The 25036-nt window shown below is 72.0% G+C and carries 29 protein-coding genes; 18 read left to right on the top strand and 11 right to left on the bottom strand.

What is annotated here, in order from left to right; translation table 11 throughout:
- Window positions 1-109 precede the first annotated feature (109 nt).
- Window positions 110-496, bottom strand: coding sequence for a hypothetical protein (locus tag ABGB01_RS05705; protein ID WP_347770991.1), 387 nt, complete (start codon window positions 494-496; stop codon window positions 110-112).
- A 192-nt stretch (window positions 497-688) separates the two neighbouring features.
- Between ABGB01_RS05705 and murA the strand changes: the two genes are divergently transcribed.
- Window positions 689-1999 carry a UDP-N-acetylglucosamine 1-carboxyvinyltransferase gene (gene murA / locus ABGB01_RS05700; protein WP_347621526.1) on the top strand — a complete coding sequence of 437 codons (1311 nt, stop codon included), beginning with the start codon at window positions 689-691 and terminating at the stop codon, window positions 1997-1999.
- Between the two features lie 51 nt (window positions 2000-2050).
- Window positions 2051-4303, top strand: a complete 2253-nt coding sequence (locus tag ABGB01_RS05695) for a transglycosylase domain-containing protein (RefSeq protein WP_347770989.1) — start codon at window positions 2051-2053, stop codon at window positions 4301-4303.
- Window positions 4304-4306: 3 nt separating this feature from the next.
- On the opposite strand, the gene ybaK is transcribed toward ABGB01_RS05695, so the two are convergent.
- Both ybaK and ABGB01_RS05685 read right to left on the bottom strand, forming a co-directional pair.
- Window positions 4307-4801 carry a Cys-tRNA(Pro) deacylase gene (gene ybaK / locus ABGB01_RS05690; RefSeq protein ID WP_347770987.1) on the bottom strand — a complete coding sequence of 165 codons (495 nt, stop codon included), beginning with the start codon at window positions 4799-4801 and terminating at the stop codon, window positions 4307-4309.
- 20 nt (window positions 4802-4821) lie between these two features.
- Window positions 4822-5559: a helix-turn-helix transcriptional regulator gene (locus ABGB01_RS05685; RefSeq protein WP_347770985.1), complete on the bottom strand. Its 738-nt coding sequence runs from the start codon at window positions 5557-5559 to the stop codon at window positions 4822-4824.
- Window positions 5560-5612: 53 nt separating this feature from the next.
- On the opposite strand from ABGB01_RS05685, the gene ABGB01_RS05680 reads away from it, so the two are divergent.
- A complete protein-coding gene (locus tag ABGB01_RS05680) occupies window positions 5613-6737 on the top strand; it encodes an MFS transporter (RefSeq protein ID WP_347770983.1) in 1125 nt (374 codons plus the stop codon).
- A 39-nt stretch (window positions 6738-6776) separates the two neighbouring features.
- On the opposite strand, the gene ABGB01_RS05675 is transcribed toward ABGB01_RS05680, so the two are convergent.
- The 3 genes from ABGB01_RS05675 to ABGB01_RS05665 form a co-directional block, all read right to left on the bottom strand.
- Window positions 6777-8393 (bottom strand): hypothetical protein, encoded by a 1617-nt coding sequence (locus ABGB01_RS05675; RefSeq protein WP_347770981.1) that lies wholly within the window; start codon window positions 8391-8393, stop codon window positions 6777-6779.
- 90 nt (window positions 8394-8483) lie between these two features.
- Window positions 8484-9488, bottom strand: a complete 1005-nt coding sequence (gene ligD / locus ABGB01_RS05670; protein WP_347770979.1) for a non-homologous end-joining DNA ligase — start codon at window positions 9486-9488, stop codon at window positions 8484-8486.
- 48 nt (window positions 9489-9536) lie between these two features.
- Window positions 9537-9731 carry a hypothetical protein gene (locus tag ABGB01_RS05665; protein WP_347770977.1) on the bottom strand — a complete coding sequence of 65 codons (195 nt, stop codon included), beginning with the start codon at window positions 9729-9731 and terminating at the stop codon, window positions 9537-9539.
- A 413-nt stretch (window positions 9732-10144) separates the two neighbouring features.
- On the opposite strand from ABGB01_RS05665, the gene hisD reads away from it, so the two are divergent.
- The 9 genes from hisD to hisF are packed head-to-tail and all read left to right on the top strand — an operon-like array spanning window position 10145 to window position 16165.
- Entirely contained in the window at window positions 10145-11461 is a 1317-nt protein-coding gene (gene hisD, locus ABGB01_RS05660) for a histidinol dehydrogenase (protein WP_347770975.1), read from the top strand.
- Window positions 11458-12528: a histidinol-phosphate transaminase gene (locus tag ABGB01_RS05655; protein WP_347770973.1), complete on the top strand. Its 1071-nt coding sequence runs from the start codon at window positions 11458-11460 to the stop codon at window positions 12526-12528. Before hisD ends, ABGB01_RS05655 begins: the two co-directional genes overlap by 4 nt.
- Window positions 12525-13118: an imidazoleglycerol-phosphate dehydratase HisB gene (gene hisB / locus ABGB01_RS05650; RefSeq protein WP_347770971.1), complete on the top strand. Its 594-nt coding sequence runs from the start codon at window positions 12525-12527 to the stop codon at window positions 13116-13118. Before ABGB01_RS05655 ends, hisB begins: the two co-directional genes overlap by 4 nt.
- Window positions 13115-13270: a hypothetical protein gene (locus ABGB01_RS05645; protein ID WP_347770969.1), complete on the top strand. Its 156-nt coding sequence runs from the start codon at window positions 13115-13117 to the stop codon at window positions 13268-13270. The genes hisB and ABGB01_RS05645 overlap by 4 nt, the downstream gene beginning before the upstream one ends.
- Window positions 13267-13899, top strand: coding sequence for an imidazole glycerol phosphate synthase subunit HisH (hisH, locus tag ABGB01_RS05640; protein WP_347770967.1), 633 nt, complete (start codon window positions 13267-13269; stop codon window positions 13897-13899). The genes ABGB01_RS05645 and hisH overlap by 4 nt, the downstream gene beginning before the upstream one ends.
- 25 nt (window positions 13900-13924) lie before the next feature.
- Entirely contained in the window at window positions 13925-14254 is a 330-nt protein-coding gene (locus ABGB01_RS05635; protein ID WP_347770965.1) for a hypothetical protein, read from the top strand.
- Complete coding sequence (priA, locus tag ABGB01_RS05630; protein WP_347770963.1) at window positions 14254-14976, top strand: bifunctional 1-(5-phosphoribosyl)-5-((5-phosphoribosylamino)methylideneamino)imidazole-4-carboxamide isomerase/phosphoribosylanthranilate isomerase PriA; 723 nt, start codon at window positions 14254-14256, stop codon at window positions 14974-14976. Before ABGB01_RS05635 ends, priA begins: the two co-directional genes overlap by 1 nt.
- Before the next feature lie 20 nt (window positions 14977-14996).
- The gene (locus tag ABGB01_RS05625; RefSeq protein WP_347770961.1) at window positions 14997-15407 is read left to right on the top strand and encodes a Rid family hydrolase; all 411 of its coding nucleotides are present in this window, start codon (window positions 14997-14999) and stop codon (window positions 15405-15407) included.
- Window positions 15404-16165: an imidazole glycerol phosphate synthase subunit HisF gene (gene hisF, locus ABGB01_RS05620; RefSeq protein WP_132637079.1), complete on the top strand. Its 762-nt coding sequence runs from the start codon at window positions 15404-15406 to the stop codon at window positions 16163-16165. The genes ABGB01_RS05625 and hisF overlap by 4 nt, the downstream gene beginning before the upstream one ends.
- A 4-nt stretch (window positions 16166-16169) precedes the next feature.
- Here hisF and ABGB01_RS05615 read toward each other — a convergent pair whose 3' ends face one another.
- From ABGB01_RS05615 to ABGB01_RS05605, 3 genes are all read right to left on the bottom strand, one after another.
- The gene (locus ABGB01_RS05615; RefSeq protein WP_347770958.1) at window positions 16170-17531 is read right to left on the bottom strand and encodes a glutamine synthetase family protein; all 1362 of its coding nucleotides are present in this window, start codon (window positions 17529-17531) and stop codon (window positions 16170-16172) included.
- 63 nt (window positions 17532-17594) lie between these two features.
- Window positions 17595-17756: a hypothetical protein gene (locus tag ABGB01_RS05610; protein WP_347621509.1), complete on the bottom strand. Its 162-nt coding sequence runs from the start codon at window positions 17754-17756 to the stop codon at window positions 17595-17597.
- A 176-nt stretch (window positions 17757-17932) separates the two neighbouring features.
- The gene (locus ABGB01_RS05605; protein WP_347770956.1) at window positions 17933-18562 is read right to left on the bottom strand and encodes a TIGR03085 family metal-binding protein; all 630 of its coding nucleotides are present in this window, start codon (window positions 18560-18562) and stop codon (window positions 17933-17935) included.
- A gap of 69 nt (window positions 18563-18631) precedes the next feature.
- On the opposite strand from ABGB01_RS05605, the gene ABGB01_RS05600 reads away from it, so the two are divergent.
- Both ABGB01_RS05600 and ABGB01_RS05595 read left to right on the top strand, forming a co-directional pair.
- On the top strand, window positions 18632-20464 hold the full coding sequence (locus tag ABGB01_RS05600; protein ID WP_347770954.1) for an ABC transporter ATP-binding protein: 1833 nt from the start codon (window positions 18632-18634) through the stop codon (window positions 20462-20464).
- On the top strand, window positions 20461-22242 hold the full coding sequence (locus ABGB01_RS05595) for an ABC transporter ATP-binding protein (protein WP_347770952.1): 1782 nt from the start codon (window positions 20461-20463) through the stop codon (window positions 22240-22242). Before ABGB01_RS05600 ends, ABGB01_RS05595 begins: the two co-directional genes overlap by 4 nt.
- A gap of 71 nt (window positions 22243-22313) precedes the next feature.
- On the opposite strand, the gene ABGB01_RS05590 is transcribed toward ABGB01_RS05595, so the two are convergent.
- Together ABGB01_RS05590 and ABGB01_RS05585 are read right to left on the bottom strand one after the other, a co-directional pair.
- The gene (locus ABGB01_RS05590; RefSeq protein ID WP_347770950.1) at window positions 22314-22691 is read right to left on the bottom strand and encodes an ATP-binding protein; all 378 of its coding nucleotides are present in this window, start codon (window positions 22689-22691) and stop codon (window positions 22314-22316) included.
- Between the two features lie 4 nt (window positions 22692-22695).
- Complete coding sequence (locus ABGB01_RS05585) at window positions 22696-22821, bottom strand: hypothetical protein (RefSeq protein WP_347770948.1); 126 nt, start codon at window positions 22819-22821, stop codon at window positions 22696-22698.
- A gap of 168 nt (window positions 22822-22989) precedes the next feature.
- On the opposite strand from ABGB01_RS05585, the gene ABGB01_RS05580 reads away from it, so the two are divergent.
- The 4 genes from ABGB01_RS05580 to ABGB01_RS05565 all read left to right on the top strand — a co-directional run bounded on the left by ABGB01_RS05580 (window position 22990) and on the right by ABGB01_RS05565 (window position 24906).
- Window positions 22990-23310, top strand: coding sequence for an STAS domain-containing protein (locus ABGB01_RS05580; RefSeq protein WP_347770946.1), 321 nt, complete (start codon window positions 22990-22992; stop codon window positions 23308-23310).
- A gap of 50 nt (window positions 23311-23360) precedes the next feature.
- Window positions 23361-23708 carry a phosphoribosyl-AMP cyclohydrolase gene (gene hisI, locus ABGB01_RS05575; protein WP_347642793.1) on the top strand — a complete coding sequence of 116 codons (348 nt, stop codon included), beginning with the start codon at window positions 23361-23363 and terminating at the stop codon, window positions 23706-23708.
- A gap of 8 nt (window positions 23709-23716) precedes the next feature.
- Window positions 23717-24295 (top strand): Trp biosynthesis-associated membrane protein, encoded by a 579-nt coding sequence (locus ABGB01_RS05570; protein WP_347770943.1) that lies wholly within the window; start codon window positions 23717-23719, stop codon window positions 24293-24295.
- A gap of 104 nt (window positions 24296-24399) precedes the next feature.
- Entirely contained in the window at window positions 24400-24906 is a 507-nt protein-coding gene (locus ABGB01_RS05565) for a DUF4190 domain-containing protein (RefSeq protein ID WP_347770941.1), read from the top strand.
- Window positions 24907-25036 lie beyond the last annotated feature (130 nt).

The raw sequence follows: 25036 nt of genomic DNA, 5'->3' as shown, positions 1-25036 counted from the left end.
GGCCGGAGCCGCCTGCCGATGTGCCGGGCGGCTCAGCAACGTCCGCCGTGGTGAAGGGTCCGCGCAACGGCCTGGCCGCCGTGGCGCGGGTGACCGGTGCCCGCCGGTCTCAGGGCAGGTCGCCGTACGGGTGCCGCAGCGGCGACTCCTGGTATCCGTGCATGCCCTCGAGCAGCCCGAACAGCCCCACCGCGAGCAGCGGCCAGAACACGAGTACGCCAGGGGCGGTCAGCGCCAGCGCCCCCGGGACGACTTTGACATCGGGCAACACGGCGGCCTCGACCATGACGGCTCCGATGGTGAACGTCGACCCGGCCCACAACGTCAGCAGCGCCCCCAGCGCCCCACCCACGCCGAGCCCGAGCAGCACCGGCAGCATGAACCGGCGGGCCGCGAACCATGCCACCCCGCCGCAGAGCAGTCCCAGCCCGCCCGTGATCACCGCGAACCAGCCGTCCGCCGCGATCAGGGCCTGCGTGGACGGATCGGCCAGCACGGATTCGCCACCCTCCGTGACGGTGTACGGGGCCCGTGGGGAAACGCCTGACCAGAGCAGCCCCGCGGCCACCCCGAGAGCAGCGAGTGTGAGGACAGTTACCGCAAAAGCGCGTACTTCCCTCGTCACGCCACTCCCCTTCACATGTGCGTCCGAATCAGCTTGATGGTATCCCCCGGTTAGGCTCACTTCGTGATTGCAGAAGAGGTCTGGCTGATAGAGCCCTCCGGTCCGCTCCGGGGAGACGTCGAGGTGCGCGGTTCCAAGAACGGCGTGTCCAAGCACATGGTCGCCGCCATGCTGGGCAGCGGCGAGAGCAGCATCCATAACGCGCCCGAGGTGGGCGAGGTCGAAATCACGGCGGCCATGCTGCGGGCGCTCGGCATCGATGTGGAGATCTCTCGTACGGAGATCAGGATCGCGCAGGGGCCCGAGATCGAGCCGCGGGTGCCCGACGCGTTCACCGGCCTGAACCGCATCCCCATCCTCATGCTGGGCCCGCTGCTGCACCTGGCGGGGGAGGCGTTCGTGCCGCTGGTCGGCGGCGATCCGATCGGGCGGCGGCCGGTGAACTTCCACGTGGAGGCCCTGCGCGCGATGGGCGCCGAGGTGGAGGTGGGCGACGCCGGCATCTTCGCCAAGGCCAAGCGGCTCAACGGCACCCGGATCGAGCTGCCCTACCCGAGCGTGGGCGCCACGGAGACGGTGCTGATGTCCGCGGTGCTGGCCGAGGGCAAGACGGTGCTGAAGAACGCCGCGATGGAGCCCGAGGTGGTGGAGCTGGCGCTGTTCCTGCAGCGGATGGGGGCGAGGATCGAGCTCTCGCCCGACCGCAGGATCGTCATCGAGGGCGTCGAACGGCTGCGCGGCGCGTCCACGTGGCTGAACGGCGACCGCATCGAGGCGTTCTCGTACCTGGCGGCGGGCCTGATCACGCAGGGTGAGGTGCGGGTGCACGGCTGCCCGCAGGATCGCCTGGTCACCGCGATCACCACGCTGGCCAGGATGGGCGCGCAGTTCGACATCAACGACGAGTACCTGTGCGCGACCGCGCCGCCCGAGGGGCTGCGCGCGGCCGCCGTGCAGACCGACACCCATCCCGGCTTCATGACCGACTGGCAGACGCCGCTGATGGTGCTGTTCACGCAGAGCCAGGGCATGTCGGTGCTGCACGAGACGGTCTTCGAGAACCGCCTGGTGTACGTGCCCGCGCTGCAAAGGATGGGCTGCGAGATCGAGGTGTTCGACCAGTGCCTGGGCGGGCCCGCCTGCCGCTACCACGACACCAACGCCCGCCACTCGGCCGTCGTGCGCGGCGTGTCCCAGCTCAAGGGCGCGGATGTGACGCTGCCCGACATCAGGGCGGGCTTCTCGGCGGTGCTGGCGGCCGCGGTGGCCGACGGGCCCTCCACGCTGCGCGGCGTGCACCACATCGAGCGGGGCTATCACCGGCCGTTCGAGCAGTTCGCGTCCCTGGGTCTGGACATCCGCAGGAAACGGTAAAGGATCACGGGCGGGCGTTTGCCGTCGATCCGGGCGTTGCAGATCGTCTAAGTGACCGTACTCAGATCCGTCGGTGCGCTCGGACTGGCGGGAGCGCTCGGTGGAGTGCTGACGGCGGCACTGGCCGTGCCCGCCGTCAGCGGGAGTGGCATGGCCGCCAAGAACGTCGCGAACACGTTCCTCGACCTGCCGCCCGCTCCGCATGAGGAGCCGCTCGCGCAGGTGACCAGGCTGCTGGACAAGGACGGCCGCCAGTTCGCCCAGTTCTACGAGGCCAACAGGACGAACGTCGGGCTCGGCGCGGTCGCCCCGGTGATGCGCCAGGCGATCGTGGCCATCGAGGACGCCCGCTTCTACGAGCACGGCGGGCTCGACGTCAGGGGCACGTTGCGGGCGCTGCTCACCAACACCCAGGCGGGCGGCATCCGGCAGGGCGGCTCGTCCCTGACCCAGCAGCTGGTCAAGAACATCCTGGTCGAGGGCGCGCGGACGGAGGCGGAACGCGACAAGGCGCGCGCACCCAACCTGGCGCGAAAGATCACCGAGCTGCGGCTGGCGCTGGCGCTGGAGGAGAAGTACCGCAAGGACGAGATCCTCGAGCGCTACCTGAACATCGCCTACTTCGGCGCCGGCGCGCACGGCGTGGAGGCGGCGGCCAGGCGCTTCTTCTCCACCTCGGCCTCCAGGCTGACCCTGACAGAGGCGGCCACGCTGGCGGGCGCGGTGCGGATGCCGTACTCGACCGATCCTTCGCTCGGAGGGGAGCACCGGGCGCGGTTGAAGGCTCGGCGCGACCTCGTGCTCGACCGGATGGCCGGGCTGAAGCTGATCACGCAGCGGCAGGCGACCGACGCCAAGAACGCGCCGCTGGGTCTGCGGCTGCGCCCGGAGCCCGGCGGCTGCGCGCAGAGCGCGTATCCGTTCTTCTGCCTGTACGTGCAGCGCGAGCTGCTGTCGAACCCTGTCTTCGGCAACACCCCCACCGAGCGGCGCAGGCGCATGGCCAGGGGAGGGCTGGTGATCAGGACGAGTCTCGACCCGATCGCGCAGCACGCCGCCGAGCAGGCCATCCGCCGGTACGTGTCGCCGGAGGACACCGAGGTGGCCGCCGAGGCCATGGTGGAGCCGCGCACGGGGCGGATCAGGGCGATGGCCGCCAGCAAGCGGTTCGGCCGCAACCCCGGCAACCGCAAGAACGGCCCCAAGACCACCTTCAACCTGCCCGCCGACACGGCGCACGGCGGCGGCCAGGGGTTCCAGGCCGGTTCCACGTTCAAGGCCTACACGCTGGCCACGGCGCTCAAGCAGGGGTGGCGGTTCGGCGACGGCTTCAAGACGCCGGGGGCGCTGGTGCCAGGGCAGGGTTACCGCGACTGCGCCGGCCGGCCCGTGAACGACCCGAACACGCGCATCCTCAACGCCAGCGGCGAGGGGGAGGGCGGCCCGCACAGCATCGAGACGGGCACCTGGAAGTCGGTGAACATCTTCTTCATGATGCTGGAGCGCAAGGTCGGCCTCTGCAACGTCGTGAAGACGGCCAGGTCGCTCGGCGTCGTCAGGGCCGACGGGGAGCCGCTGAAGGAGGTGCCGACGTTCACCCTGGGCGTCAACGAGATGGACCCGGTGACGGTGGCGGCGTCGTTCGCGACGTTCGCCGCGCGGGGCCGCTACTGCCGGCCGCTGGCGATCGTGGAGATCGTCGGCAGGGACGGCCGGCGCACCCACGTGCCGCCCTCGTGCGAGCAGGTCATCGAGCGGCCGGTCGCCGACGCCGTCAACTACGTGCTGCAGGGGGTGTTCACCGAGGGCACGATGAGGGGCCAGGGCATCGGCCGCCCGGCGGCGGGCAAGACGGGCACCAACAACGGCTACACCTCGGCGTGGTTCGCCGGGTACACGCCGGCGCTGGCCGGGGCGGTCAGTGTCGGGGACATCCGCGGGTCCTACCGGTTCCCGCTGACGGGCGTGCGGATCGGTGACCGCTATTACGGCTCGGTGCAGGGGGCGTCGCTGCCGGGGCCGATCTGGGTGGAGTCGATGCGGCCCGCGCTGCGCGAGGTCGAGCCGCGCGGATTCCCGGGGCCGGACATGTCCCGCTTCGGTGGCGGCCACACGCCGGGTCTGAAGGAGGCGCTGGCCGAGGAGGAGCGGCGTGAGGGCCGGCGCGGCGACCGCCACGCCCGCAGGCCCCGCCATCTCTTCGAGTGGCTGCTCGGGCGCAGGCCGCGGCGGGTGGAGGTCACGCTGCCGGGCCGGGACCGGCACGACGGCCGCCACCGTGACCGGCCCCGGCGGCGGAACTAGCGCTCAGCCGGTCTTGCCGATCGGTGCCGTGACGGCACGAGTGAGCGTGACGAGGTTGTCGGGCGCGGTCTCGATCTGCAGGCCGCGCCTGCCCGCCGAGAAGAAGATCGTCTCGAAGTCGAGGGCCGAGGAGTCGACCACCGTCGGAAGTTGCTTGCGCTGGCCCAGCGGGCTGATGCCGCCGACGACGTAGCCGGTCACCCGCTCCACCTTGGCGGCGTCGGCCATCGCCGCCCGCTTGCTGCCGAGGGCACTGGCCAGCGCCTTGAGATCGAGCTTGCCCGACACCGGCACGACCGCCACGGCGAGCCCGCTCTCGACCTCCGCCACCAGGGTCTTGAAGATGCGTTCGTACGGCACGCCGAGCGCGTCGGCGGCCTCCTCCCCGTAGGCCTGCGCGGAGGCGTCGTGTGCGTAGGGGTGGAGCGTGAACGCGGTCTTGGCCTTGGTCAGCGCCACGGTGGCCGGGGTGCCGCCCTTGCCTTTCGAACTACTCACGACATCCGATTGTAGCGAATCTACAGTGTAAAGGCGCGGCCGGGGGTGTGCCCGAACGCCCGCCTGAACACGTCGATGAAGGCGCTCGCCGAGGCCCATCCGCACCGGTGGGCGACGGCGGTCACGGAGACGCCGTCGGCGAGCAGCAGCAGCGCGTGGTGCAGCCGGAGCTGGGTGCGCCACTGGGGGAAGCTCATGCCGAGCTCGCGGCGGCACAGCCGGGCCAGCGTGCGCTCGCTGGTGCCGGCCTGGACGGCGAGCCGGGCCAGGGGCCGGCCGTCGGCGGGGTCGCGGTGCAGGGCCTCACAGACGGCGGCCAGCCGGGGATCACGGGCGGCGGGCAGGTGCAGCGGCTGCTCGGGTGCGCGCCTGAGCTGGTCGAGCAGCACGGCACGCAGCCGTTCCCGCTCGCCGCCGACCGGGCCGTCGTCGCCGGTGCAGGCGATGATCAGCTCGCGGAGCAGGGGGCCGACCGCGAGCACCGCGGGGCGGTCGAGGCCGAGCGGGTTGTCGGAGAGCCCCACCAGCCGCAGGTCCGTGTCGCCGCGGGCGCGGTGCTCGTGGACGGTGCCGGCCGGGATCCAGATGGCCCGGCTGGCGGGCGCCACCCAGATGCCCGAGCCGGTGGTGACGGAGAGCACGCCGCGGCAGGCGTACACGATCTGGTGGGTGTCGTGCCGGTGCGCGTCGATGCCCGCGCCCGGGGCCAGGGGCCGCCGGCCGGTGGGCGCCTCGGGCGTGTGGCGGATCTCCGACATGGATTGGCAATTTATCGGAAGCGCGCCAGTCTCGCCATGTACAGGATCGGAGCGTGAACAGGATCCCCTCGCTCGCCGCCGGCCACGCGACCGTCGACTTCTACCAGGGCGCGGTGCCCGCCCTCGTGCCCTTCCTGGTGGCCGGGCGCGGGTACGGCTACGTCGCCGTCTCCGGCATCGTGCTGGCCGCGACGTTGTCGTCGTCGATCGTGCAGCCGCTCTTCGGCGTCCTGACCGACCGGTGGCGGATGCCGTGGCTGATCCCGGTGAGCATGGTGGTCGCGGGCGCCGGGGTGGCGTTCGGCGGCGTGACGGACTCCTATGTGCTGACCTGGCTGGCGGTGGCGCTGTCCGGGCTGGGCGTGGCGGCCTACCATCCGGAGTCGGCGCGGCTGGCCAGGGTCGCCAGCGAGGGCAGCCACGTCCGGATGAGCTGGTTCTCGCTGGGCGGGACGCTGGGCTTCGCCTGTGCTCCCGTACTGGTGACGCCGCTGCTGGCGGTGTGGGGGCTCGGCGCGTCGCCGTTCCTCGCGGCGCCGGCGGTGCTGGGGGCGGTGATGACGCTCCCGGCGATCCGGGCGCTGTCAGGGGCCGGTCCCGTGGCGCGGGCGGCCGCGCCGGTCTCCCGCCGGGACGACTGGCCGTCGTTCGCCCGGCTGACGCTGGTGATCGTGTTCCGCTCGGTCGTGTACGTCGGGCTGAGCGCCTTCGTGGCCCTCTACATGGGGGGAGGGGCGGCCGGGGCGGTGGCGCTGTTCGTGTTGTTCGCCGGCGGGGCGGTGGGCACGGTGCTCGGCGGCCGGCTGGCGGCCCGCTGGGGCCGGGTGCGCACGATGGGCCTGGCCTACCTGCTGGCGGTCCCCGCCGTCGCCGGCGTGGTTCTGGTTCCAGGGCCGGTCGCGTACGCCTTCGTCGCCGCCTCGTCGATCGCCCTGTACGCCCCGTTCTCGCTGCATGTGACGCTGGGGCAGGATTTCCTGCCGAGCCGGGTCGGCACGGCCAGCGGCGTGACCCTGGGGCTGGCGGTGAGCGTCGGCGGCCTGGCCAGCCCGCTGGTGGGCGCGGTGGCGGAGGCGGCGACGCTGCGGGTGGCGCTGGCGTGCCTGATCGTGTTCCCCGTCCTGGCCTGGCTGCTGGCGCGCACGCTCAAGGATCCCGCCCTCGACCCCGCCACCTGACGCCCCACCCGGCGTACCTGCCCCGCCCGGCGCGCCGCCTCAGGGCCGGGTCTTGAGCCGTACGGTGCCGGCGTTGTCCTTCTGCGAGGGGTCGAGGGCGGTCGAGGCCACGTGCCCGACGACGTGCAGGGGTGTGCGGGCGTCCCGGGCGACGGCGATCGTGGCCGTGATGCGCACCGGCCGGCGCGGGTGGATCGTGGCGATCGTGCAGGAGGCCTTGGCGGGTTCGCGTACGCAGGTGGCGCCACGGGTCGCCGTGAGGGTCGCCCCGGCCGACAGGGTGAGCGTGACGGGGACCTGGGCGGCGGCCATCAGGCCGCGCATCGTGACGGTGGCCGTGACGGTGACGGGGGAGCCACGCCTGACCGGTCGTCCGGGCCCTCTGAGCTTGACCGACAGGGCGTCGTACACACCTCGCGGATCGGCCTGGCGGACGATGGCGCCGTAGCCTTCGGCGTTGAGCGCGTTGGCGACGGCGTTCCCTGCGGCGTAGCCGTCCTCCTTGCCCGCCGACAGCACCCCGACCAGGTCTCTGGTGCCCTGGACGAGCCACGGCCCGCCGCTGTGGCCCTTGTGCAGGTGGCAGTTGTGCGTCTCCAGCCGGCCCGGACGCGAGGTCGTGGCGGAGCGGCGGGCTTCGGCCGGGGCGACGGGCAGGGCGGCCGGCAGGGCGGCCGGCAGGGCGGCCGGCAGGGCGGCCGGCAGGGCGGCCGGCAGGGCGGCCGGCAGGGTGGCGCCGAGGACCATGCCGGTGGCCTGGTGGGTGCGGCCGAGGCACCAGAGCTGGTCCCGGCCGTCGTACGGCTGCCTGCCGAGCACACCGGGGTAGCCCATGGTGGCGATCGTGTGCCTGCCGCCCTGGCTGCGCATCGGGGTGAAGGCGCCGACGGCCTTCTGGAGGGTGCGCTTGCGGGTGCCGACCTCGATGAGGGCGATGTCGTAGACGGAGTTCCAGTCGCCGCCGGTCAGGCCGGTGTAGCCGTCGGGCTTCCACGCTCGCCGGCCGCCCCACCGCCCGTACGGCTCGCGCTTCTTCACCGTGGCCGCCCGCCCGTCGTAGGCGGGGACGAACGCGAAGCGCTGGTGCCAGCGGCCGGTCGTGGCGCCCGCGGGAACGCTGTAGACGCAGTGGGCGGCGGTGACCACGAGCTTTTCCGCGGCCGAGCGGACGACGGAGGCGCTGCAGGAGTCGCCGTGCCCGCCGGAGTTGACGAAGAAGAGCCTGCCGGTGATCCGGCTGGTGGCCGCGCTCGTGTACGGCCGCCGTACGCGGGCGTACCCGTTGGCGTCGCTGCCCGGAGTGAGTCGCTTGGACGCGGGTACGCTGTGCCGCCGCGCCCCTGCTAGGTTCGCCGTCCCTACCGGTGGTGGGGCCGGTGGTGGGGCCGGTGGTGGGGCCGGTGGTGCGGCCGGTGGTGCTCCGCGCTTTCCCGCGGAGCTCTCCGGCGGGCCGGCGGCGTCGGCGGCGGCCTGCCGTTCGGCGGTCCAGTAGCGCACGGCGTGTTCCGGGCGCATGGGCGGTGACGACACGGCGCCGGAACGTGCCTGCGCCTGGGCGGGCGGCCGGATGGGGGTGACCGTGCGGACGGCGGGCGGGGCCGGCGCGAGGGACAGCCACGCCAGCGTGGCCACCACGATGACCAGTGTCTTCGGCACAGCGCCCCTCCCGGACACGTCGATACCTCAGATCACTCTAAGTCACTATTTGTAAACGAAGTGTAGTTTGCGGGTTTCCCTGTCGCACGGTCAGCCCGCGGCCGCGTCCGTCCCCGGCGGAGCGATTCCGGCCGTACGGGCCTCGGACGGCTCGCGGTCGGGGCGCAGGCCGCGCCAGGACGGGTGGCGCAGCCTGCCGTCGCCGGTGACCTCGGCGTACTGCACCTCGCCGACCACCCGTGGATCCACCCAGCGCGCGTCGCGGGCGTCCTCGCGCGGCAGCGGCTCGTCGAACGGCGGATCACGCCGCTCCAGCGGCGTCAGGCGGTCGTGCAGGTCGCGGAGCATGGCCTCGGTGAACCCGGTGCCGACGTGTCCCACGAACCGCAGCCGCCCGCGCGGGTCGTATGCGCCGAGCAGCAGCGAGCCGAACGTGCCGGAACGCCGCCCGCCGCCCGGTTTCCACCCGCAGATCACGACCTCGGCGGTGCTGACGTTCTTGACCTTCGTCCACTCGGCGCTGCGCCGGCCCGGCCGGTACGGCGAGTTCATCCGCTTGCACACGACCCCTTCGAGCCCGAGGCGGCGGGAGGAGTCGACCGCCTGCGCGGCCCCGCCGGCGAACCAGACGGGCACCTGCCACCGGTAGCCGGGCGTGAGCGTGCTCTCCAGCAGGTCCCTGCGCTCGGTGTACGGGCGCGCGATGACGGCGTGGTCGCCGAGATGCAGGATGTCGAACGCCATGAACGTCACCGGCACCGTTCTGGCCAATTCGGCCACGATCCGCGGATTGCGCTGGTGCATCCGGGGTTGCAGCGCCTCGAAGCTGGGCCGTCCCGCCTCGTCGAACGCGACGATCTCCCCGTCGACGACGGCCGCGCGCCGGCCGGTGGCGTCTCCCATGAGCTGCAGTTCGGGGTAGGCGGGGGTGATGTCCTTGGCGTTGCGCGACATCAGGCGTACGTGGCCGTCCTCGATGTAGGCGAGCGCGCGTACGCCGTCCCACTTCATCTCCACGGCCCAGCCCGGGCCCTGGACGGCGGTCAGGGTGCCGAGCTGGGCCAGCATGGGCCTGTAGGCAGGCAGCCGGACCATGGTGCAGGCCGTACCCCCTTCGCTGGGCCGGCAGTGGCCGACGGGGGTCTACAGATGGTCAAGGGGCGCGTTCTCCACGAGGTCGGCCAGGTCGACGCCGTGCTCGCCGAGCTCGGCGACGGTGGCGCAGTAGCCGCGCAGGTAGCTTCTGCCGTTGACCTGGTGGGTGACGCGCAACAGCGGGCGATCATCGAGGATGATCGCCTCGACCAGGATGCCGCCGGGGCCGTGCCACTGTCCCATGCCGGAGAGAGTAAATGAACCGGACATACAGGACAAGAGATATGAAACATCTCGCCCGGTTCGTGGTGGGGAGGCGGCGTACGGCCCTGCCGTGCGGGGTCCGTGACACGCGGGCGGCGTAAAGGTCCGTAACGTTAAGTTTCCCTTGTCATGAGATTTCCGGGCATGGCGCGTTAATGATGGTCCGACCGGGGCAGTTAGGAGGAGCTCTGGCTTTCCCCGGCCATGGCCGTGCCCCCGTGACGGCCATGGCCCCCGCCCCGGCAGGCCCGGTCCGGGGTGACGGCGGCCGCGGGCGCGGCTTCGGCGAGCGCCGCCCCGCGGCCGTCACACGTTCCGCCCGGAAGGTCGCCCGAGAAGTCCGCATGGTGGACGGATGGGGATCCGCCGCCCGGACTCCGTAAACTGTGATGGTGATTTCCCGTATCGACATGCGCGGTTCGCTTCCCGCGGACCTGCGCGACGTGCTGCCCCGCGCCGAGCTCGACGTCGAGGCCGCCCTGGAGAAGGTGCGGCCCATCTGCGAGGACGTGCGCCATCGTGGGGCGGCAGCCGTACGGGAGCTGACCGCCAGGTTCGACGGAGTCGAGATCACCGCCACCCGCGTCCCCGCCGAGGCCCTCGACAGGGCGCTGCGCGAGCTCGACCCCAGGGTCAGGGCGGCGCTGGAAGAGTCGATCAGGCGGGCCAGGCTCGTCCACCGCGACCAGCGGCGCGCCGACGTCACCACCCAGGTCGTGCCCGGCGGCACGGTGACCGAGCGGTGGCTGCCCGTCGAGCGCGTGGGCCTCTACGTCCCCGGCGGCCGCGCGGTCTATCCGTCCAGCGTGGTGATGAACGTCGTGCCCGCCCAGGAGGCCGGCGTCGGCTCGCTGGCCGTGACTAGCCCGGCGCAGAAGGAGCACGGCGGGCTCCCGCACCCCACGATCCTGGCCGCCTGCGCGCTGCTCGGCGTCGACGAGGTCCACGCGGCCGGCGGGGCGCAGGCGGTGGCCATGTTCGCCTACGGCACTGAGGAGTGCCCGGCGGCCACGATGGTCACCGGCCCGGGCAACATCTATGTGGCGGCGGCCAAGCGGCTGCTCAAGGGCCGCATCGGCATCGACTCCGAGGCCGGTCCCACGGAGATCGCCATCCTCGCCGACGAGACGGCCGACCCCGTCCACGTCGCCGCCGACCTGATCAGCCAGGCCGAGCACGACGTGATCGCGGCCGCCGTGCTGGTCACCACCAGCGCCGAGCTGGCCGACGCGGTCGAGAAGGAGCTGCCGGGGCAGGTCTCCGCGACCAGGCACGCCGAGCGCATCACCGAGGCGCTGAGCGGCAGGCAGTCGGGCATCGTGCTGGTGAGTTCCGTCGACGACGGCCTCAAGGTCGTCGACGCCTACGCCGCCGAGCACCTGGAGATCCACACTGCCGACGCCGCGGCCGTCGCCGCCCGCGTCAGGAACGCCGGTGCGATCTTCGTCGGCCCCTACGCGCCCGTCTCGCTCGGCGACTACCTCGCCGGGTCCAACCACGTGCTGCCCACGGGCGGCTGCGCCTGCCACTCCAGCGGCCTGTCGGTGCAGTCGTTCCTGCGCGGCGTCCACGTCGTCGACTACTCCCGCGAGGCGCTCGCGGGAGCGGCGGCCCATGTGTCGGTGCTGGCCGACGCCGAAGACCTGCCGGCGCACGGCGCCGCGATCCGCGCCCGTTTCGACTGGCGAGTGCCCACGGAGACCGAGTGAACCTCGACGACCTGCCCATCCGCGACGACCTGAGGGGCAAGACGCCGTACGGCGCGCCCCAGATCGACGTCCCGGTCCGGCTCAACACCAACGAAAACCCCTACCCGCCCTCGCCTCGGCTGGTCGACGACCTGGCCGAGGCGGTGCGGGCCCAGGCGGGCGAGCTCAACCGCTACCCCGACAGAGACGCCACCGCCCTGCGCGCCGACCTGGCCGCCTACCTCGGCCACGGCCTGACGAGCGAGCAGGTGTGGGCCGCCAACGGCTCCAACGAGGTGCTCCAGCAGATCCTGCAGGCGTTCGGCGGCCACGGCCGCACCGCCATCGGATTCGAGCCCTCCTACTCGATGCACCCGATCATCACCAGCGGCACCAGCACCGAGTGGATCCAGGCCAGCCGCGAGTCCGACTTCTCGATCGACCCCGGCAAGGCCGTGGCGGCGATCGAGGAGCACCGGCCCGACATCGTGTTCCTTGCCTCGCCCAACAACCCGACCGGCACGGCCCAGCCGCTGGCCACGATCGAGGCGGTCCTCGCCGCCGCGCACGGCGTGGTGGTGGTCGACGAGGCCTACGCGGAGTTCGCCCGCGAGGGCACCGCGTCGGCGCTCACCCTGCTGCCCGCCCACCCGCGGCTGATCGTCACCAGGACGATGTCCAAGGCGTTCGCCATGGCCGGCACCCGGCTCGGCTATCTCGCCGCGCACCCGGCCGTGGTGCAGGCGCTGCTGCTGGTGCGCCTGCCGTACCACCTGTCCACGCTCACCCAGACGGCGGCGCGCGTGGCGCTGCGGCACCGCGCCGAGCTGCTGGGCACGGTCGACGCGCTGCGGCGCGAACGCGACGACACGGTGGCGTGGCTGCGGTCCAAGGGCCTGCGGGTGGCCGACTCCGACGCGAACTTCGTGCTGTTCGGGCGCTTCCCCGACCGGCGCGCGGTGTGGGAGGGCCTGCTGGAGCGCGGAGTGCTCATCCGCGAGGTGGGCCCGCCAGAATGGCTGCGGGTGTCGATCGGCACCGGCGAGGAGATGGCGGCGTTCCGCGCCGCCCTGGAAGGAGTGCTGTGAGTCGCGTCGGCCGCGTCGAGCGTGTTACGAAGGAGACCTCGGTCCTGGTGGAGGTCGGCCTCGACGGCACCGGCCGGGTCGAGGTGTCGACAGGGGTCGGCTTCTACGACCACATGCTGGCCCAGCTGGGCAAGCACGGCCTGTTCGACCTGACGGTCAAGACCGAGGGCGACCTGCACATCGACTCGCACCACACGATCGAGGACACCGCGCTCGCCCTGGGAGCTGCGTTCCGCGAGGCGTTGGGCGACAAGTCGGGCATCAGGCGGTTCGGCAGCGCGTCGTGCCCGCTGGACGAGTCGCTGGCCCAGGTCACCGTCGACCTGTCCGGCCGCCCCTACCTCGTGCACTCCGAGCCCGAGGGCATGGCGCCGATGATCGGCCCCGAATACGACACGACGATGACCCGCCACATCCTGGAGTCGTTCGTCGCGCAGGCCGCCATCTGCCTGCACGTCCACGTCCCCTACGGCCGCAACGCCCACCACATCGTGGAGTCCCAGTTCAAGGCCCTGGCCAGGGCCCTGCGCGAGGCGTCCGAGCTCGACCCCCGCGCCACGGGGGTGCCCAGCACCAAGGGCGTCCTATGACCGAAAACCTCATCGCCGGCGTGCTGGTCTTCCTCGGGCTGTTTCTCATCGGCGGGGTGTTCTCCCTCGCCAAGCAGGGGCTTAAGCTCGGTGCGGCGATCTGCGCGTTCGGCGCGGCGATGGCGATCACGGCGGGGGTGCTGTGGTGGTGAGCAAGGACGTGGTGGTGCTCGACTACGGGTCGGGCAACCTGCGCTCGGCCGAGCGCGCGCTGGCCAGGGCCGGCGCCGATGTGACCGTGACGTCCGACTTCGACGCCGCGCTCTCCTGCGACGGGCTGGTGGTGCCGGGCGTCGGCGCGTTCGAGGCGTGCATGGCGGGTCTCAAGGGCGTGCGCGGCGAGCAGATCATCGGCCGCCGCCTGTCCGGGGGGCGCCCGGTGCTGGGCATCTGCGTCGGCATGCAGATCCTGTTCGCCCGGGGGGTCGAGCACGGCGTGGAGACCCAGGGCTGCGGCGAGTGGCCGGGCACGGTGGGCCGGCTCGACGCCCCCGTCCTGCCCCACATGGGCTGGAACACGGTCAAGGCGCCGGCCGGCAGCGTGCTGTTCGCCGGGCTCGACCCCGCCACCCGTTTCTACTTCGTCCACTCCTACGGCGTGCGCGAGTGGGAGCTGCAGGCGGGCGACGGCTTCTCCGATCCGCTCGTCACGTGGGCCGAGCACGGCGTTCCGTTCGTGGCCGCCGTGGAGAACGGCCCTCTCATGGCGACCCAGTTCCACCCCGAGAAGTCCGGCGACGCCGGCGCCACCCTGCTCCGCAACTGGCTCGGCACGCTGTGAGCGGGCGAGTGGGCCGGGAGGTCAGGTGAGCAAGGAACGCGCCCGGCGGCGGGCCGAGCGCGAGGCGGAGCGGGCCCGCGCTATCCGGGCCAACGAGCTGCGGCAGGCGCGCCGGGCCCGCCGCCGTGCGTTCCTGGGCCGGGTGATCCCGCGCCCGGCACGGATCGCCCGCCAGAGCGGCCTGCTCGCCCGCCGCCGCCGCGCCCAGAACGCCGTGGTGGCACTCGGGCTCCTGCTCGTGCAGGTGATCGTCTGGCTGGTCTGGGGCTCGCCGCCGCTCAGCTTCGGTGTCCTCGTCCTGTCCCTGCTGCTCACACCCGTTGTCGTGACCCTCGCCTTCGACCGGAGGATCTGATGTCGTTGCAGTTGCTGCCCGCCGTCGACGTGGCCGGTGGCCAGGCCGTACGCCTGACCCAGGGCGAGGCCGGCACCGAGACCCGCCACGGCGAGCCGCTCGCCGCCGCGCTCGCCTGGCAGGACGCCGGCGCCGAGTGGATCCACATGGTCGACCTCGACGCCGCGTTCGGCCGGGGCGGCAACCGCGAGCTGATCGCCGAGGTCATCGGCAAGCTGGACGTGAACGTCGAGCTGTCCGGCGGCATCCGCGACGACGACTCGCTGGCCGCCGCGCTGGCCACCGGTTGCCGCCGGGTCAACATCGGGACCGCCGCCCTGGAGAACCCCGGCTGGTGCCGGAAGATCATCGCCGAGCACGGCGACCGGATCGCGGTGGGTCTCGACGTGCGCGGCACCACGCTGGCCGCCCGCGGCTGGACCAAAGACGCCGGCGACCTGTGGGAGGTGCTCGACCGGCTGGAGGCCGACGGCTGCCCTCGCTACGTCGTCACCGACGTGACCAAGGACGGCATGCTCCAGGGCCCCAACCTCGAGCTCTACCGCCAGATCTGCGCCCGCACCGACCGGCCGGTCGTGGCCAGCGGCGGCGTGTCGAGCCTCGACGACCTGATCGCGCTCTCCTCTCTCGTTCCCGACGGAGTGGAGGGTGCCATTGTGGGCAGGGCCCTTTACGCTCACGCGTTCACGCTGGAAGAAGCACTTGCCGCGGTACGCGTGTAGCTGTGCCAGGAGGGGGCGGGATGAGCGTCAGCAGCATCGGCATGGAAAACACCGGGCGGAGGGTGTTCTCGGGTGGCATCTGGGAGGAGAGGTACGGTTACGCCCGCGCTGTCATCGCGGGTGACCGGGTGATCGTGTCCGGTTGCACGGCCACCGTCGAAGGAGAGGTGCGCCACCTCGGCGACGCCTACGAGCAGGCCCTGACCGCGATCGACATCGCGCTGGCGGCCGTCGCGACCGGCGGCCTGACCCGCGAGGACGTCGTCATGGTCCGCTACTACGTCGTGGAGCAGCGCCACTTCGACCCCGTCGGGCGGGCCATCCACGACGTCTTCCGCGAGGTGCGCCCCGCCTGCACCGGGGTACGGGTGGCCGGGCTGGTCGACCCGAGGATGCTGGTCGAGATCGAAATAGAGGCACTGCGAGCATGACCGTGGCGGTAAGAGTCATTCCCTGTCTCGACGTGGACGCCGGGCGCGTCGTCAAGGGCGTCAACTTCGAGAACCTGCGTGACGCGGGCGACCCGGTCGAGCTGGCCAGGCGCTACGACGAGGAGGGCGCCGACGAGCTGACCTTCCTCGACATCACCGCGTCGTCCGGCGAGCGCGAGACCATGCTCGACGTGGTGCGCAGGACCGCCGAGCAGGTGTTCATCCCGCTCACCGTGGGCGGCGGCGTGCGCACGGTCGACGACGTCAACCGGCTGCTGCGCGCCGGCGCCGACAAGGTGTCGCTCAACACCGCGGCCATCGCCCGGCCCGAGCTGCTCACCGAGGCGTCCCGGCGGTTCGGCGCCCAGTGCGTCGTGCTGTCCGTGGACGCCCGCCGCGCGCCCGGCACCCCGAGCGGCTTCGAGGTGACGACGCACGGCGGCCGCCGCGGCACCGGCATCGACGCGGTGGAGTGGGCCGCGCGCGGCGAGGAACTCGGCGTGGGCGAGATCCTGCTCAACTCGATGGACGGCGACGGCACGCTCGACGGCTACGACCTGGAGATGTTGCGCGCGGTCCGGGCCGTCGTGCGCGTGCCGGTGATCGCCAGCGGCGGCGCCGGCCGCCTGGAGGACTTTCCTCCGGCGGTGGCGGCGGGCGCCGACGCGGTGCTGGCGGCCAGCGTGTTCCACTTCGGCACGTTGAAGATCTCCGAGGTCAAGGAGACGCTCCGGATGGCGGGCCACCCGGTCCGCTAGCGCGTCAGAACGCCCGGAGGTGGTGGAACAGCTCGTAGGAGGCGTCCTCGGCGGCGAACGCGGCCGCCTCGGACCGCTTGACGGCAAGATACGCGTCGCACCGCAGCGGCCCGAGCGCCTCCATGAGCACCTCGTCGCCCTCCAGCGCGTCGAGCGCCTCGTCCAGTGACGACGGCAGGCGCGGATACCGGCCGGGCCGGGTGTCGGGGTCGACGTCCACGGCCTCGCCCGGGTCGAGCTTGCGCCGCATGCCGTCGAGGCCCGCGTGGATGACGGCGCCCAGCGACAGGTACGGGTTGGCGGAGGAGTCGGACGGCTTCAGCTCCAGGTTGGGCTCCCCGGTCTCCCCGAGGGGGGAGCAGACGCGGACCGCGGCCTCCCGGTTGTCGGGGCCGTAGACGGCGTACGCGCTCGACCACATGCGGGGCGCCAGGCGGCGGAAGCTGTTGACGCTGCCGCAGGTCAGCGCGGTGAGGGCGGGCAGGTGGGCGAGCAGGCCGCCGATGAAGCCGTCGCGCGCCTCGCCGTCGCCGGCGAAGACGTTGCGGCCGTCGCGCCACAGCGACAGGTGCAGGTGGGCACCGTTGCCGGCCTGGTCGGCCAGCGGTTTGGGCGCCAGCGAGGCCCACAGCTGCATGCGCATGGCCACGCCGCGCACGGTCTCGCGGTAGAGGACGTGGTTGTCGGCGGCCCGCAGCGCGGGCGCGTGGTGGACCGACAGCTCCTGCTGGCCGGGGCCCAGCTCGGGATGGCAGTGCTCGACGCGCAGGCCCTGCGTCTCCAGGGCGCGGATGAGTGTGATCGTGTAGTCGTGGGCCGTGTCGAAGCCGGTGCCCGCGTAGCAGAGCGAGTCGTCGATGGGCACCAGGCGGTCGGGGCCGCCGGACGGGTCGGGCAGGCGGCGGCCGAGCGTGAACTCGGGCTCGAACGCGGCGACCAGCGTGTAACCCTCGGTGGCCAGCTCGGCGATGGCGTCCTTGAGGAAGGTCCGGGGGCACGCGCCCCACGGGGAGCCGTCGGGCAGGCGCAGGTCGGACAGCATCGTCGCCGCGCCCGGCGCGTGCGGCAACGTGACGTAGGTCGCGGTGTCGGGAACGATGCGCACCTCGCCCACCGGACCCATGTGCTCGACGTCCTGGAGCTGGTCGAGCATGTTCATCGCCATCATGGCAACGGTGTGCCCGATGCCGCTGTTGAGCCGTTCGGCCAGCCGTGACCGGGACGCCGCTTTGCCACGGATCACGCCTCCGTGGTCGGCGTACAGGAAACGGACCAGCTCGATGCCCTCGAGCTCGGCTCGCTCGAGGACGCGCCGCGCGGTGGCGCCGAGCTGATGGATCGTGGTGCCGCTCGGGCGATCTCTCATCCTGCCTGCGTAACACGATCCGGCGGAGCTTGGAAGCACCTGACGCAGACAGGACCGTAGGGGTCAGGTCAGAACACTTGAGAAGAACGTGGCCAACTGATTGGCTCCCTGAAGAATTCCGTCGAACACACCGTTGACCGCGGCGGCGGCTTCGGCCGGCCGGGTGAACAGGTAGAAGACCACGAACGCGACGGCGACGTAGGTGATCACCTTCTTGACCTGCATGGGGGGCCTCCTGCAGTCCATTCCCAGCCGTATATACCCGGATCTGGGCGATCAGTGGCATCTTCTATGAAGATGTCCATGATCTTAACCGGGGGGCTTCTTTCCTCTGCCATGGTAAGGGCTGGAGACGAGGTGCGAGCGCCTGTGGCGCCGGGAATTGCGCCATCGGCGCGCGGCTACATGCCGAGCGGGGCCTCGCGCAGGCGTTCGGCGTTCTCTGGCGTGCCGGTGAGCTCCACCTTCGCGTGCGCCTGCCGTCCGAAGCAGAACATCAGCAACTCGCCGGCCCTGCCGGTGACCTCGACCTTGGGGCCTCCGCGCGGGCCGGCCAGCAGCACTCCGCCGCCCAGCCGGTGCAGCACCACGCCCACCGGCGCCCTGCGCAACATCAGCCTGGCGCCGGACGACAGCCGCTTCCAGAAGACCTCCTCCAGCTCCGCGGGCAGCTCGCGCGGCTCCCACGACGGCTGCGCGCGGCGGACGTCCTCGTGGTGCACGAAGAGCTCGATCGTGTTGACGGCCTGGTCGAGGGCTCTCACGAGCCGGAACACGCCGCCGGGCTCGCGCACCTTGGCGACCAGCTCGGGATAGGGATGCCTGGCCTTGAGCGCGTTCTGGACCGAGGCGGTGTAGCCGGCGAGCGGCCGGAGCGCGATGCCGCCCATCGCGTCGGGTCTGCGCTCGCGCAGCACGAGGTGCGCGGCCAGGTCGTAGGTGCTCCAGCCCGCGCACAACGTCGGGGCGTCGGGGCCGAGCCGGTCGAGCAGGTCGCAGAGCGCGGTGCGTTCGCCACGAGCGTGAGTCACACGGGCAACCCTACCCGCGGGAATAACGAGATGATCAGGGGTGATAGTGACATACGTAGAAATGCCGCGATGAGAGGACCCAACCGAGTGGCGAGCAAGGTCACCTCGGCCGTGATGCGCCAAGGACTACGGGTCCTTGGGGTGGCCATTCGCACAGAGAAGGCGGTGTTCACGCTGGCGGTGCTGGCCAGCGCCGTCTACGGGGGCATGACCGTCGCCTCCGCATGGGCCCTCGGGTGGGCCACCCAGAACGTCGTGCTGCCGGCCTTCGGCGAGGGCCGCGCCGTCGCGGGCGCGTTGTGGACGGGAACGTTCCTGATCCTGGGCACGGCGTTGCTCAAGGCGCTGGGCGTGGCGGGCCGGCGGATCCTGGCCGGCATCCTGCAGTACCGCATGCAGGCCAGGTCGCGCAGGGACGTGACCAAGCAGTACCTGCGGCTGCCGCTGTCGTGGCACCACCGGCACCCGACAGGGCAGCTGCTGTCGAACGCCAGCGCCGACGCCGAGGCCGCCTGGGCGCCGCTGGCGCCGCTGCCGATGGCCGTGGGCGTGATCGTCATGCTGGTCACGGCGGCGGTCGCGATGGTGTTCACGGATCTTGTGCTGGCGCTGGTCGGCTTCCTGATATTTCCGGCGATCGCCGTACTCAACCTGGTCTATCAGCGCAAGCTCAGCCCGCTCGCCACCCGCGCCCAGCAACTGCGCGCCGAGGTCAGCGAGATCGCGCACGAGAGCTTCGACGGCGCGCTCGTCATCAAGACCCTCGGCAGGGAGGACCTGGAGACCGAGCGGTTCCAGCGGCGCGCCCACGAGCTGCGCGACGCCAACATCGCGGTCGGGCGGGTGCGCGGGCTGTTCGACCCGATGCTGGAGGCCCTGCCCACGATCGGCGTGCTCGCGGTGCTGGGCGTCGGCTCCGCCCGGCTGTCCGGCGGCTCGATCGACTCCGGCGACCTGGTGCAGGTCGCCTACCTGTTCACGCTGCTGGCCTTCCCGATCAGGGCGCTCGGCTGGGTGCTGGCCGAGCTGCCGCGCAGCGTCGTCGGCTGGCAGCGGGTGCAGGCCGTGCTGGACGCGAGCGGCTCCATGGCGTACGGGCAGGCCGCCGCGACCTCGACCGCGCCCGCCGCGCTCGAGGTCCGCGACGTCTCCTACTCCTACGGGGAGGCCGAGGTGCTGCACGAGGTGACCTTCGATGTGCCCGCCGGCCGTACCGTCGCGCTGGTCGGCCCCACGGGGTCGGGCAAGTCCACGCTCGTGCAACTGCTCGTCCGGCTCGTCGACCCCGACAAGGGGCAGGTGCTGCTCGACGGCGTGGACGTCCGGGAGCTGGCCCACGGCGGCATCGCCGCATCGGTCGCCCTGGTGCCGCAGCAGACGTTCCTGTTCGACGACACCGTGCGCGGCAACATCACGCTCGGCCTCGACGCCGGCGACGAGGACGTGCGGGCGGCCCTGCGGCTGGCGCAGGCCGACGGGTTCGTCGGCCTGCTGGCCGACGGGCTCGACACGCGCGTCGGCGAGCGCGGCACCTCGCTGTCCGGCGGCCAGCGCCAGCGCCTCGCGCTGGCCCGCGCGGTCGTGCGCCGGCCGCGCCTGCTCATCCTCGACGACGCCACCTCCAGCGTGGACCCCCAGGTCGAGGCCAAGATCCTGTACGGGCTGCGGGACGCGGCCGAGGCGTCCACCGTCGTGGTCGTCGCCTACCGGATGGCGACCATCGCCCTCGCCGACGAGGTCGTCTACCTCGACCACGGCCGGGTCGTCGACCGCGGCCCGCACGACGAGCTGATCAGCCGCTGCGCCGGCTACCGCAACCTGGTGACCGCCTACGAGCGTGAGGAGGCCGAGCGCGCCGCCATCGACGTGCCGGCCGGAGAAGAAGAGGAAGTCAGCGCATGACGGCCGAGGTCATCCGAGGCAACTCCGAACGTTCCGCGCTGGCCACCATCCGGCATGGGCTCTCGCTCACTCCGGAGTTCCGCAAGGGGCTGGTGGTCACGCTGCTGCTGGCGGTCGTCGCGACCATCGGCAAGATCATCGTACCGATCGCCGTCCAGCAGACGATCGACACAGGACTCAAGACCGGCGCCCCGGACACCGCGTACATCACCCGGGCCATCCTGGTCTGCGCGGGCGCGGTGCTGCTCACGGCCGCCGCCGGCTACGTGATGAACGTCCGCCTCTACAAGGCGACGGAGTCGTCCCTGGCCACGCTGCGCGTGCGCGGGTTCCGGCACGTGCACGACCTGTCCGTGCTCACCCAGAACACCGAGCGCCGCGGATCCCTGGTCTCGCGCGTCACCAACGACATCGACCAGATCAGCACGTTCATGCAGTGGGGCGGGCTGATGATCATCGTGGCGTTCGGCCAGCTGTTCGTGGCCACGGTGCTGATGTTCGTCTATTCCTGGCAGCTCACCCTGCTCGTCTGGTTGTGCTTCATCCCCTTGATGATCGCCCTGCCGCGTTTCCAGAGGCTGCTGTCGCGGGCGTACACGACCGTGCGCGAGCGCACCGGCGACATGCTGGCCGCGGTCAGCGAGTCCGTCGTCGGCGCCGCCGTCATCAGGGCCTACGCCTCGGAGCGCCGTACGGCCGAGCGCGTCGACCAGGCGGTCGACGCCAACAGGCGCGCCCAGACCAGGGCGCAGACCATCGTCGGCTTCGTCTTCCCGCTCACCGAGATCGTGGCGGCCGTCGCCATCGCCGGCATCGTGCTGCTCGGCGTGCGGCTCGGGATGTCGGGCGAGATCACGCAGGGCGAGCTGGTGGCGTTCCTGTTCCTGATCACCCTGTTCGTCTCGCCGCTCCAGACCGCCACCGAGGTGCTGAACGAGGCCCAGAACGCCGTCGCGGGCTGGCGGCGCGTCCTCGGCGTCATCGACACCCCTCCGGACGTGGCCGACCCCGGCGACCAGGGTGTGGAGCTGCCCCGCGGCCCCATCTCGGTCGCCTTCGAGGACGTGCACTTCTCCTACCCGGGCGGCGCGCCCGTGCTGCGCGAGGTCACCCTCGAGATCCCGCCGCGCTCGCGTGTCGCGGTCGTGGGGGAGACGGGGTCGGGCAAGACCACGTTCGCCAAGCTCCTGACGCGTCTCATGGACCCGGGCGCGGGCCGCGTCACCGTGGACGGCCACGACCTGCGCCACATCCGCTTCTCCTCGCTACGCGAGCGCATCGTCATGGTCCCCCAGGACGGCTTCCTGTTCGACGGGACGCTGGAGGCGAACATCCGCTACGGCAAGCCGTCCGCCACCACCGACGAGATCCGGCTCGCGATGACCGAGCTGGGCCTGACCGACTGGCTCGACGGCCTGCCCGCGGGCCTGGACACGGCTGTCGGCCAGCGCGGCGAGTCACTGTCGGCGGGCGAGCGCCAGCTCGTCGCCCTGGCTCGCGCCTACCTCGCCGACCCCGACCTGCTCCTGCTCGACGAGGCCACCTCGGCGGTCGATCCGGCCACCGAGGTACGGCTGGCGCGCGCGCTCGAGGGCGTCACCCGCGGCCGCACCGCCATCTCTATCGCGCACCGCCTGTCCACGGCCGAGAACGCCGACGAGGTGCTGGTCTTCGACGGGGGCCGGCTGGTGCAGCGGGGTCACCACACGGAGCTGGCGGGCCGGCCGGGCGTGTACGCCGACCTGCACGCCTCGTGGATCTCGGCCGCCCACTCGTGACCGGCCGCCGCGCCGGCTCGTGCCTCCGGGCTCCCATCCGGCCGTCCGCAGGCCCTCGAGGGCGCTCCTGGTCACGGTGTGGCCGCGGCGAACGTCACGGTCGTGCCACGCGGCCCCGACACGATCATGAGGTGCTCGCACACCATGCGCGTCAGCCACAGGCCCCGCCCCCGGAACTCGTACCCTCTGGGCGGCCGCGTGTCGCCCATCCACCCGGGCGGCAGCCCGGGGCCGTCGTCGGCGACCTCGCACCACAGGCGCCCGTCCCGCGTCCACAGCCGTAACCGCCCGTGGCCTCCGCCGTGCACCACCGCGTTGGTGGCGACCTCGTTGACCGCCAGCACGAAGTCCTCGAGCCGCCCGCCTGCCAGTCCCTCGCCGGCGGCGTGCTCGGTCACGGTCCTGCGCAGCCCCGTGATGTGCCCCCGCGAGAAGCTGACGCGGAGCACCTGTCTATCCACCGCGCGCCCGCAGGACCACGGCGGACCCGCCCGCCCCGATCAGCCCGTGCTCGGGCACCCAGGCCGGCCCGCGGAAGACCCGGCGGGATCGGGGAGCGGAGCCTGCGACGTGCACCACGACGGCCCTCCCACGGCAGGCTCGGGAAACCGAAATTACTCCGCTCCACGCCATCACGTACCGCATTCTCGGTAAAACCCACTGTGACGCGTCGCTGGCAGGTGTACCTTTTCGGCGGGGCCGCCCACGGGAAGGGTCATGAGGAGCATGGGCGCGGATGTGCTGGAGATGACGCGACGCCGACACGGGGATCTTGTGGTGGTGAGCCTGGCGGGGGAGGTCGACGTCGACAACGTTTCCGAGGTCAGGAAATGCCTCGACGAAGCCGTGGCGGAGCACGTCCCCCGGCTGGTGGTCGATCTGAGCGGCCTGAGCTTCATCGACACGACGGGGCTGGGCGTCCTGGTGCGCGCGCTCGCCACGCTGCGCGACAGGGACGGCACGATGGCTCTGGTGGCACCCCCAGGGCAGGTGCTCCGGCGGCTGCGCAGGACCAACCTGGCGCCGCTCTTCCCCATTTACGACACCCTTTCCCAAGCCCTGGCCTGAGGCTCGCGCCGGTGGCGGGGGCGGCGGCACGAGCTGGTTGAATGGGCTGCATGTCCCTCGACGCCAAGATCGCCGCACGGTTGAAGCGCAATCCCGACGGCCTGGTCCCCGCGATCGCCCAGCAGTACGACACCGGCGAGGTGCTCATGCTGGCCTGGATGAACGACGAGGCGCTGCATCGGACGCTCACCACCGGCAGGGCCACCTACTGGTCCCGCAGCCGGGCGGAGCTCTGGGTCAAGGGCGCCACCTCCGGTCACGTCCAGCAGGTCAAGTCCGTGGCGCTCGACTGCGACGGCGACACCATCCTGGTCAAGGTCGACCAGGTCGACGGGGCGTGCCACACGGGTGATCGCACCTGCTTCGACGCCGACCCGCTAGAGCTCGCGCCGAGCTAGGAGAGCGGATGGAGCCCGAGGCGCGGACTTCCAGGCGCGGGGAGTTGTGGGGCTGGGTGGTCATGACGGCCCTGGGCTGCGTGCTCGTGTTGTGGGGCGCAGGCCAGGCATGGGTGACGGTCCTGGGAGACGGCGCCGCGGCGCGGGCCCCGAGCGGCGGCGAGCTGAGCCCCGTGCTGACCCCTGTGGCGCTGGCCGGGCTGGCCGGCGTGGTGGCGGTGCTGGCCACCAAGGGCGCGGGCCGCCGGGCCGTCGGGGTGCTGCTCGCCCTGTGCGGGGCCGGCGCCGCGGCGGCGACGTGGGCGGCGCTGTCGGGCGGCACCGTCACCGCGCGCCTGCGCGAGGACAACGTGCTGTCCGGCGCCACCGGGCTGTCCTGGGAGATCGCGCCGCTTTGGCCCGCCGTGACGGTCGTCGGAGCGGTCCTGGTGATGGCCGGGGGCGTGCTGGCGGTCGTGCGTGGCGGCCGGTGGGCGGGCATGTCCGCCCGCTACGACCGGACGGCGGGCGCGTCGTCGGCGCGCGCCGACGACAGGACACTGTGGGACGCGCTCGACCGCGGAGACGACCCCACCGACGAGCGCTGAGCCGGTTACGAAACCTCCACTGTTCTGAACCTGTGTGCGCCCGGCAAACGTTTCCTCAATAAGCTGCCGTTGCAACTCGCCACGGACGTTGAGGGAGCCGGCTCATGAGCTACGGGGATCAGGGCGGTAGCGGAGGTTATGGCGCACAGCCTCCCGGGGGTGGCTATGGTCAGCAGCCGCCGAGCGGGGGTGGCTACGGTCAGCAGCCGCCGAGCTACGGGGACCAGCCCTACGGCTATGGCCAGCAGCCGCCGAGCTACGGCGGCGGTTACGCCCAGCAACCCCCGAGCTACGGTGGCTACCCCCAGCAGGGCTACGGCTACCAGCAGCCCAGGTCCACCAACGGGATGGCGGTGGCCTCGCTCGTCCTTGGCATCATCGGCCTGGTCTTCTGCGGTCTCACCAGCATCCCCGGCGTCATCCTCGGGCATGTCGCGCTCAGCCGGATCAAGCGCACCGGAGAGGAGGGCTCGGGCATGGCCATCGGCGGTCTCGTCACGTCGTACATCACGGTGGTGATCTGGCTCCTGTGCTGGCTGATTTTCGGCGGTATGCTCCTTTCCTTCATCGGGCTCGCCAGCACCGCCAGCAGCACGGTGGAATACCAGTAGGTCACTCGCGGCGTGTGTAGCCGGACCGTGACGGCGTGCTTGCGGTCCGATTACGAATTTTCCGCAAAATCGGTGTTGATCCACGTAGAAGATGGTTTCTCGCTAGGCTGCCGCGCGAACTGGACTCGAG

Origin of the sequence: Nonomuraea sp. B5E05, assembly GCF_039880665.1 — a bacterium.
GTDB lineage: Bacteria > Actinomycetota > Actinomycetes > Streptosporangiales > Streptosporangiaceae > Nonomuraea.
This window is presented reverse-complemented; position numbering and strand designations above follow the sequence as displayed.

Bases quoted from the DNA above. Each gene is read 5' to 3' on its own strand.
- ABGB01_RS05610 (WP_347621509.1), bottom strand. From the start codon at position 17,756: ATGCAGGTCAAGAAGGTGATCACCTACGTCGCCGTCGCGTTCGTGGTC.
- ABGB01_RS05580 (WP_347770946.1), top strand. From the start codon at position 22,990: ATGACGCGACGCCGACACGGGGATCTTGTGGTGGTGAGCCTGGCGGGG.
- priA (WP_347770963.1), top strand. From the start codon at position 14,254: ATGTCGTTGCAGTTGCTGCCCGCCGTCGACGTGGCCGGTGGCCAGGCC.
- ABGB01_RS05685 (WP_347770985.1), bottom strand. From the start codon at position 5,559: ATGTCGGAGATCCGCCACACGCCCGAGGCGCCCACCGGCCGGCGGCCC.
- ABGB01_RS05595 (WP_347770952.1), top strand. From the start codon at position 20,461: ATGACGGCCGAGGTCATCCGAGGCAACTCCGAACGTTCCGCGCTGGCC.
- ABGB01_RS05565 (WP_347770941.1), top strand. From the start codon at position 24,400: ATGAGCTACGGGGATCAGGGCGGTAGCGGAGGTTATGGCGCACAGCCT.
- ABGB01_RS05570 (WP_347770943.1), top strand. From the start codon at position 23,717: ATGGAGCCCGAGGCGCGGACTTCCAGGCGCGGGGAGTTGTGGGGCTGG.
- hisI (WP_347642793.1), top strand. From the start codon at position 23,361: ATGTCCCTCGACGCCAAGATCGCCGCACGGTTGAAGCGCAATCCCGAC.
- hisF (WP_132637079.1), top strand. From the start codon at position 15,404: ATGACCGTGGCGGTAAGAGTCATTCCCTGTCTCGACGTGGACGCCGGG.
- ABGB01_RS05625 (WP_347770961.1), top strand. From the start codon at position 14,997: ATGAGCGTCAGCAGCATCGGCATGGAAAACACCGGGCGGAGGGTGTTC.
- ABGB01_RS05665 (WP_347770977.1), bottom strand. From the start codon at position 9,731: ATGGGACAGTGGCACGGCCCCGGCGGCATCCTGGTCGAGGCGATCATC.
- ligD (WP_347770979.1), bottom strand. From the start codon at position 9,488: ATGGTCCGGCTGCCTGCCTACAGGCCCATGCTGGCCCAGCTCGGCACC.
- ABGB01_RS05600 (WP_347770954.1), top strand. From the start codon at position 18,632: ATGAGAGGACCCAACCGAGTGGCGAGCAAGGTCACCTCGGCCGTGATG.
- ABGB01_RS05645 (WP_347770969.1), top strand. From the start codon at position 13,115: ATGACCGAAAACCTCATCGCCGGCGTGCTGGTCTTCCTCGGGCTGTTT.
- ABGB01_RS05615 (WP_347770958.1), bottom strand. From the start codon at position 17,531: ATGAGAGATCGCCCGAGCGGCACCACGATCCATCAGCTCGGCGCCACC.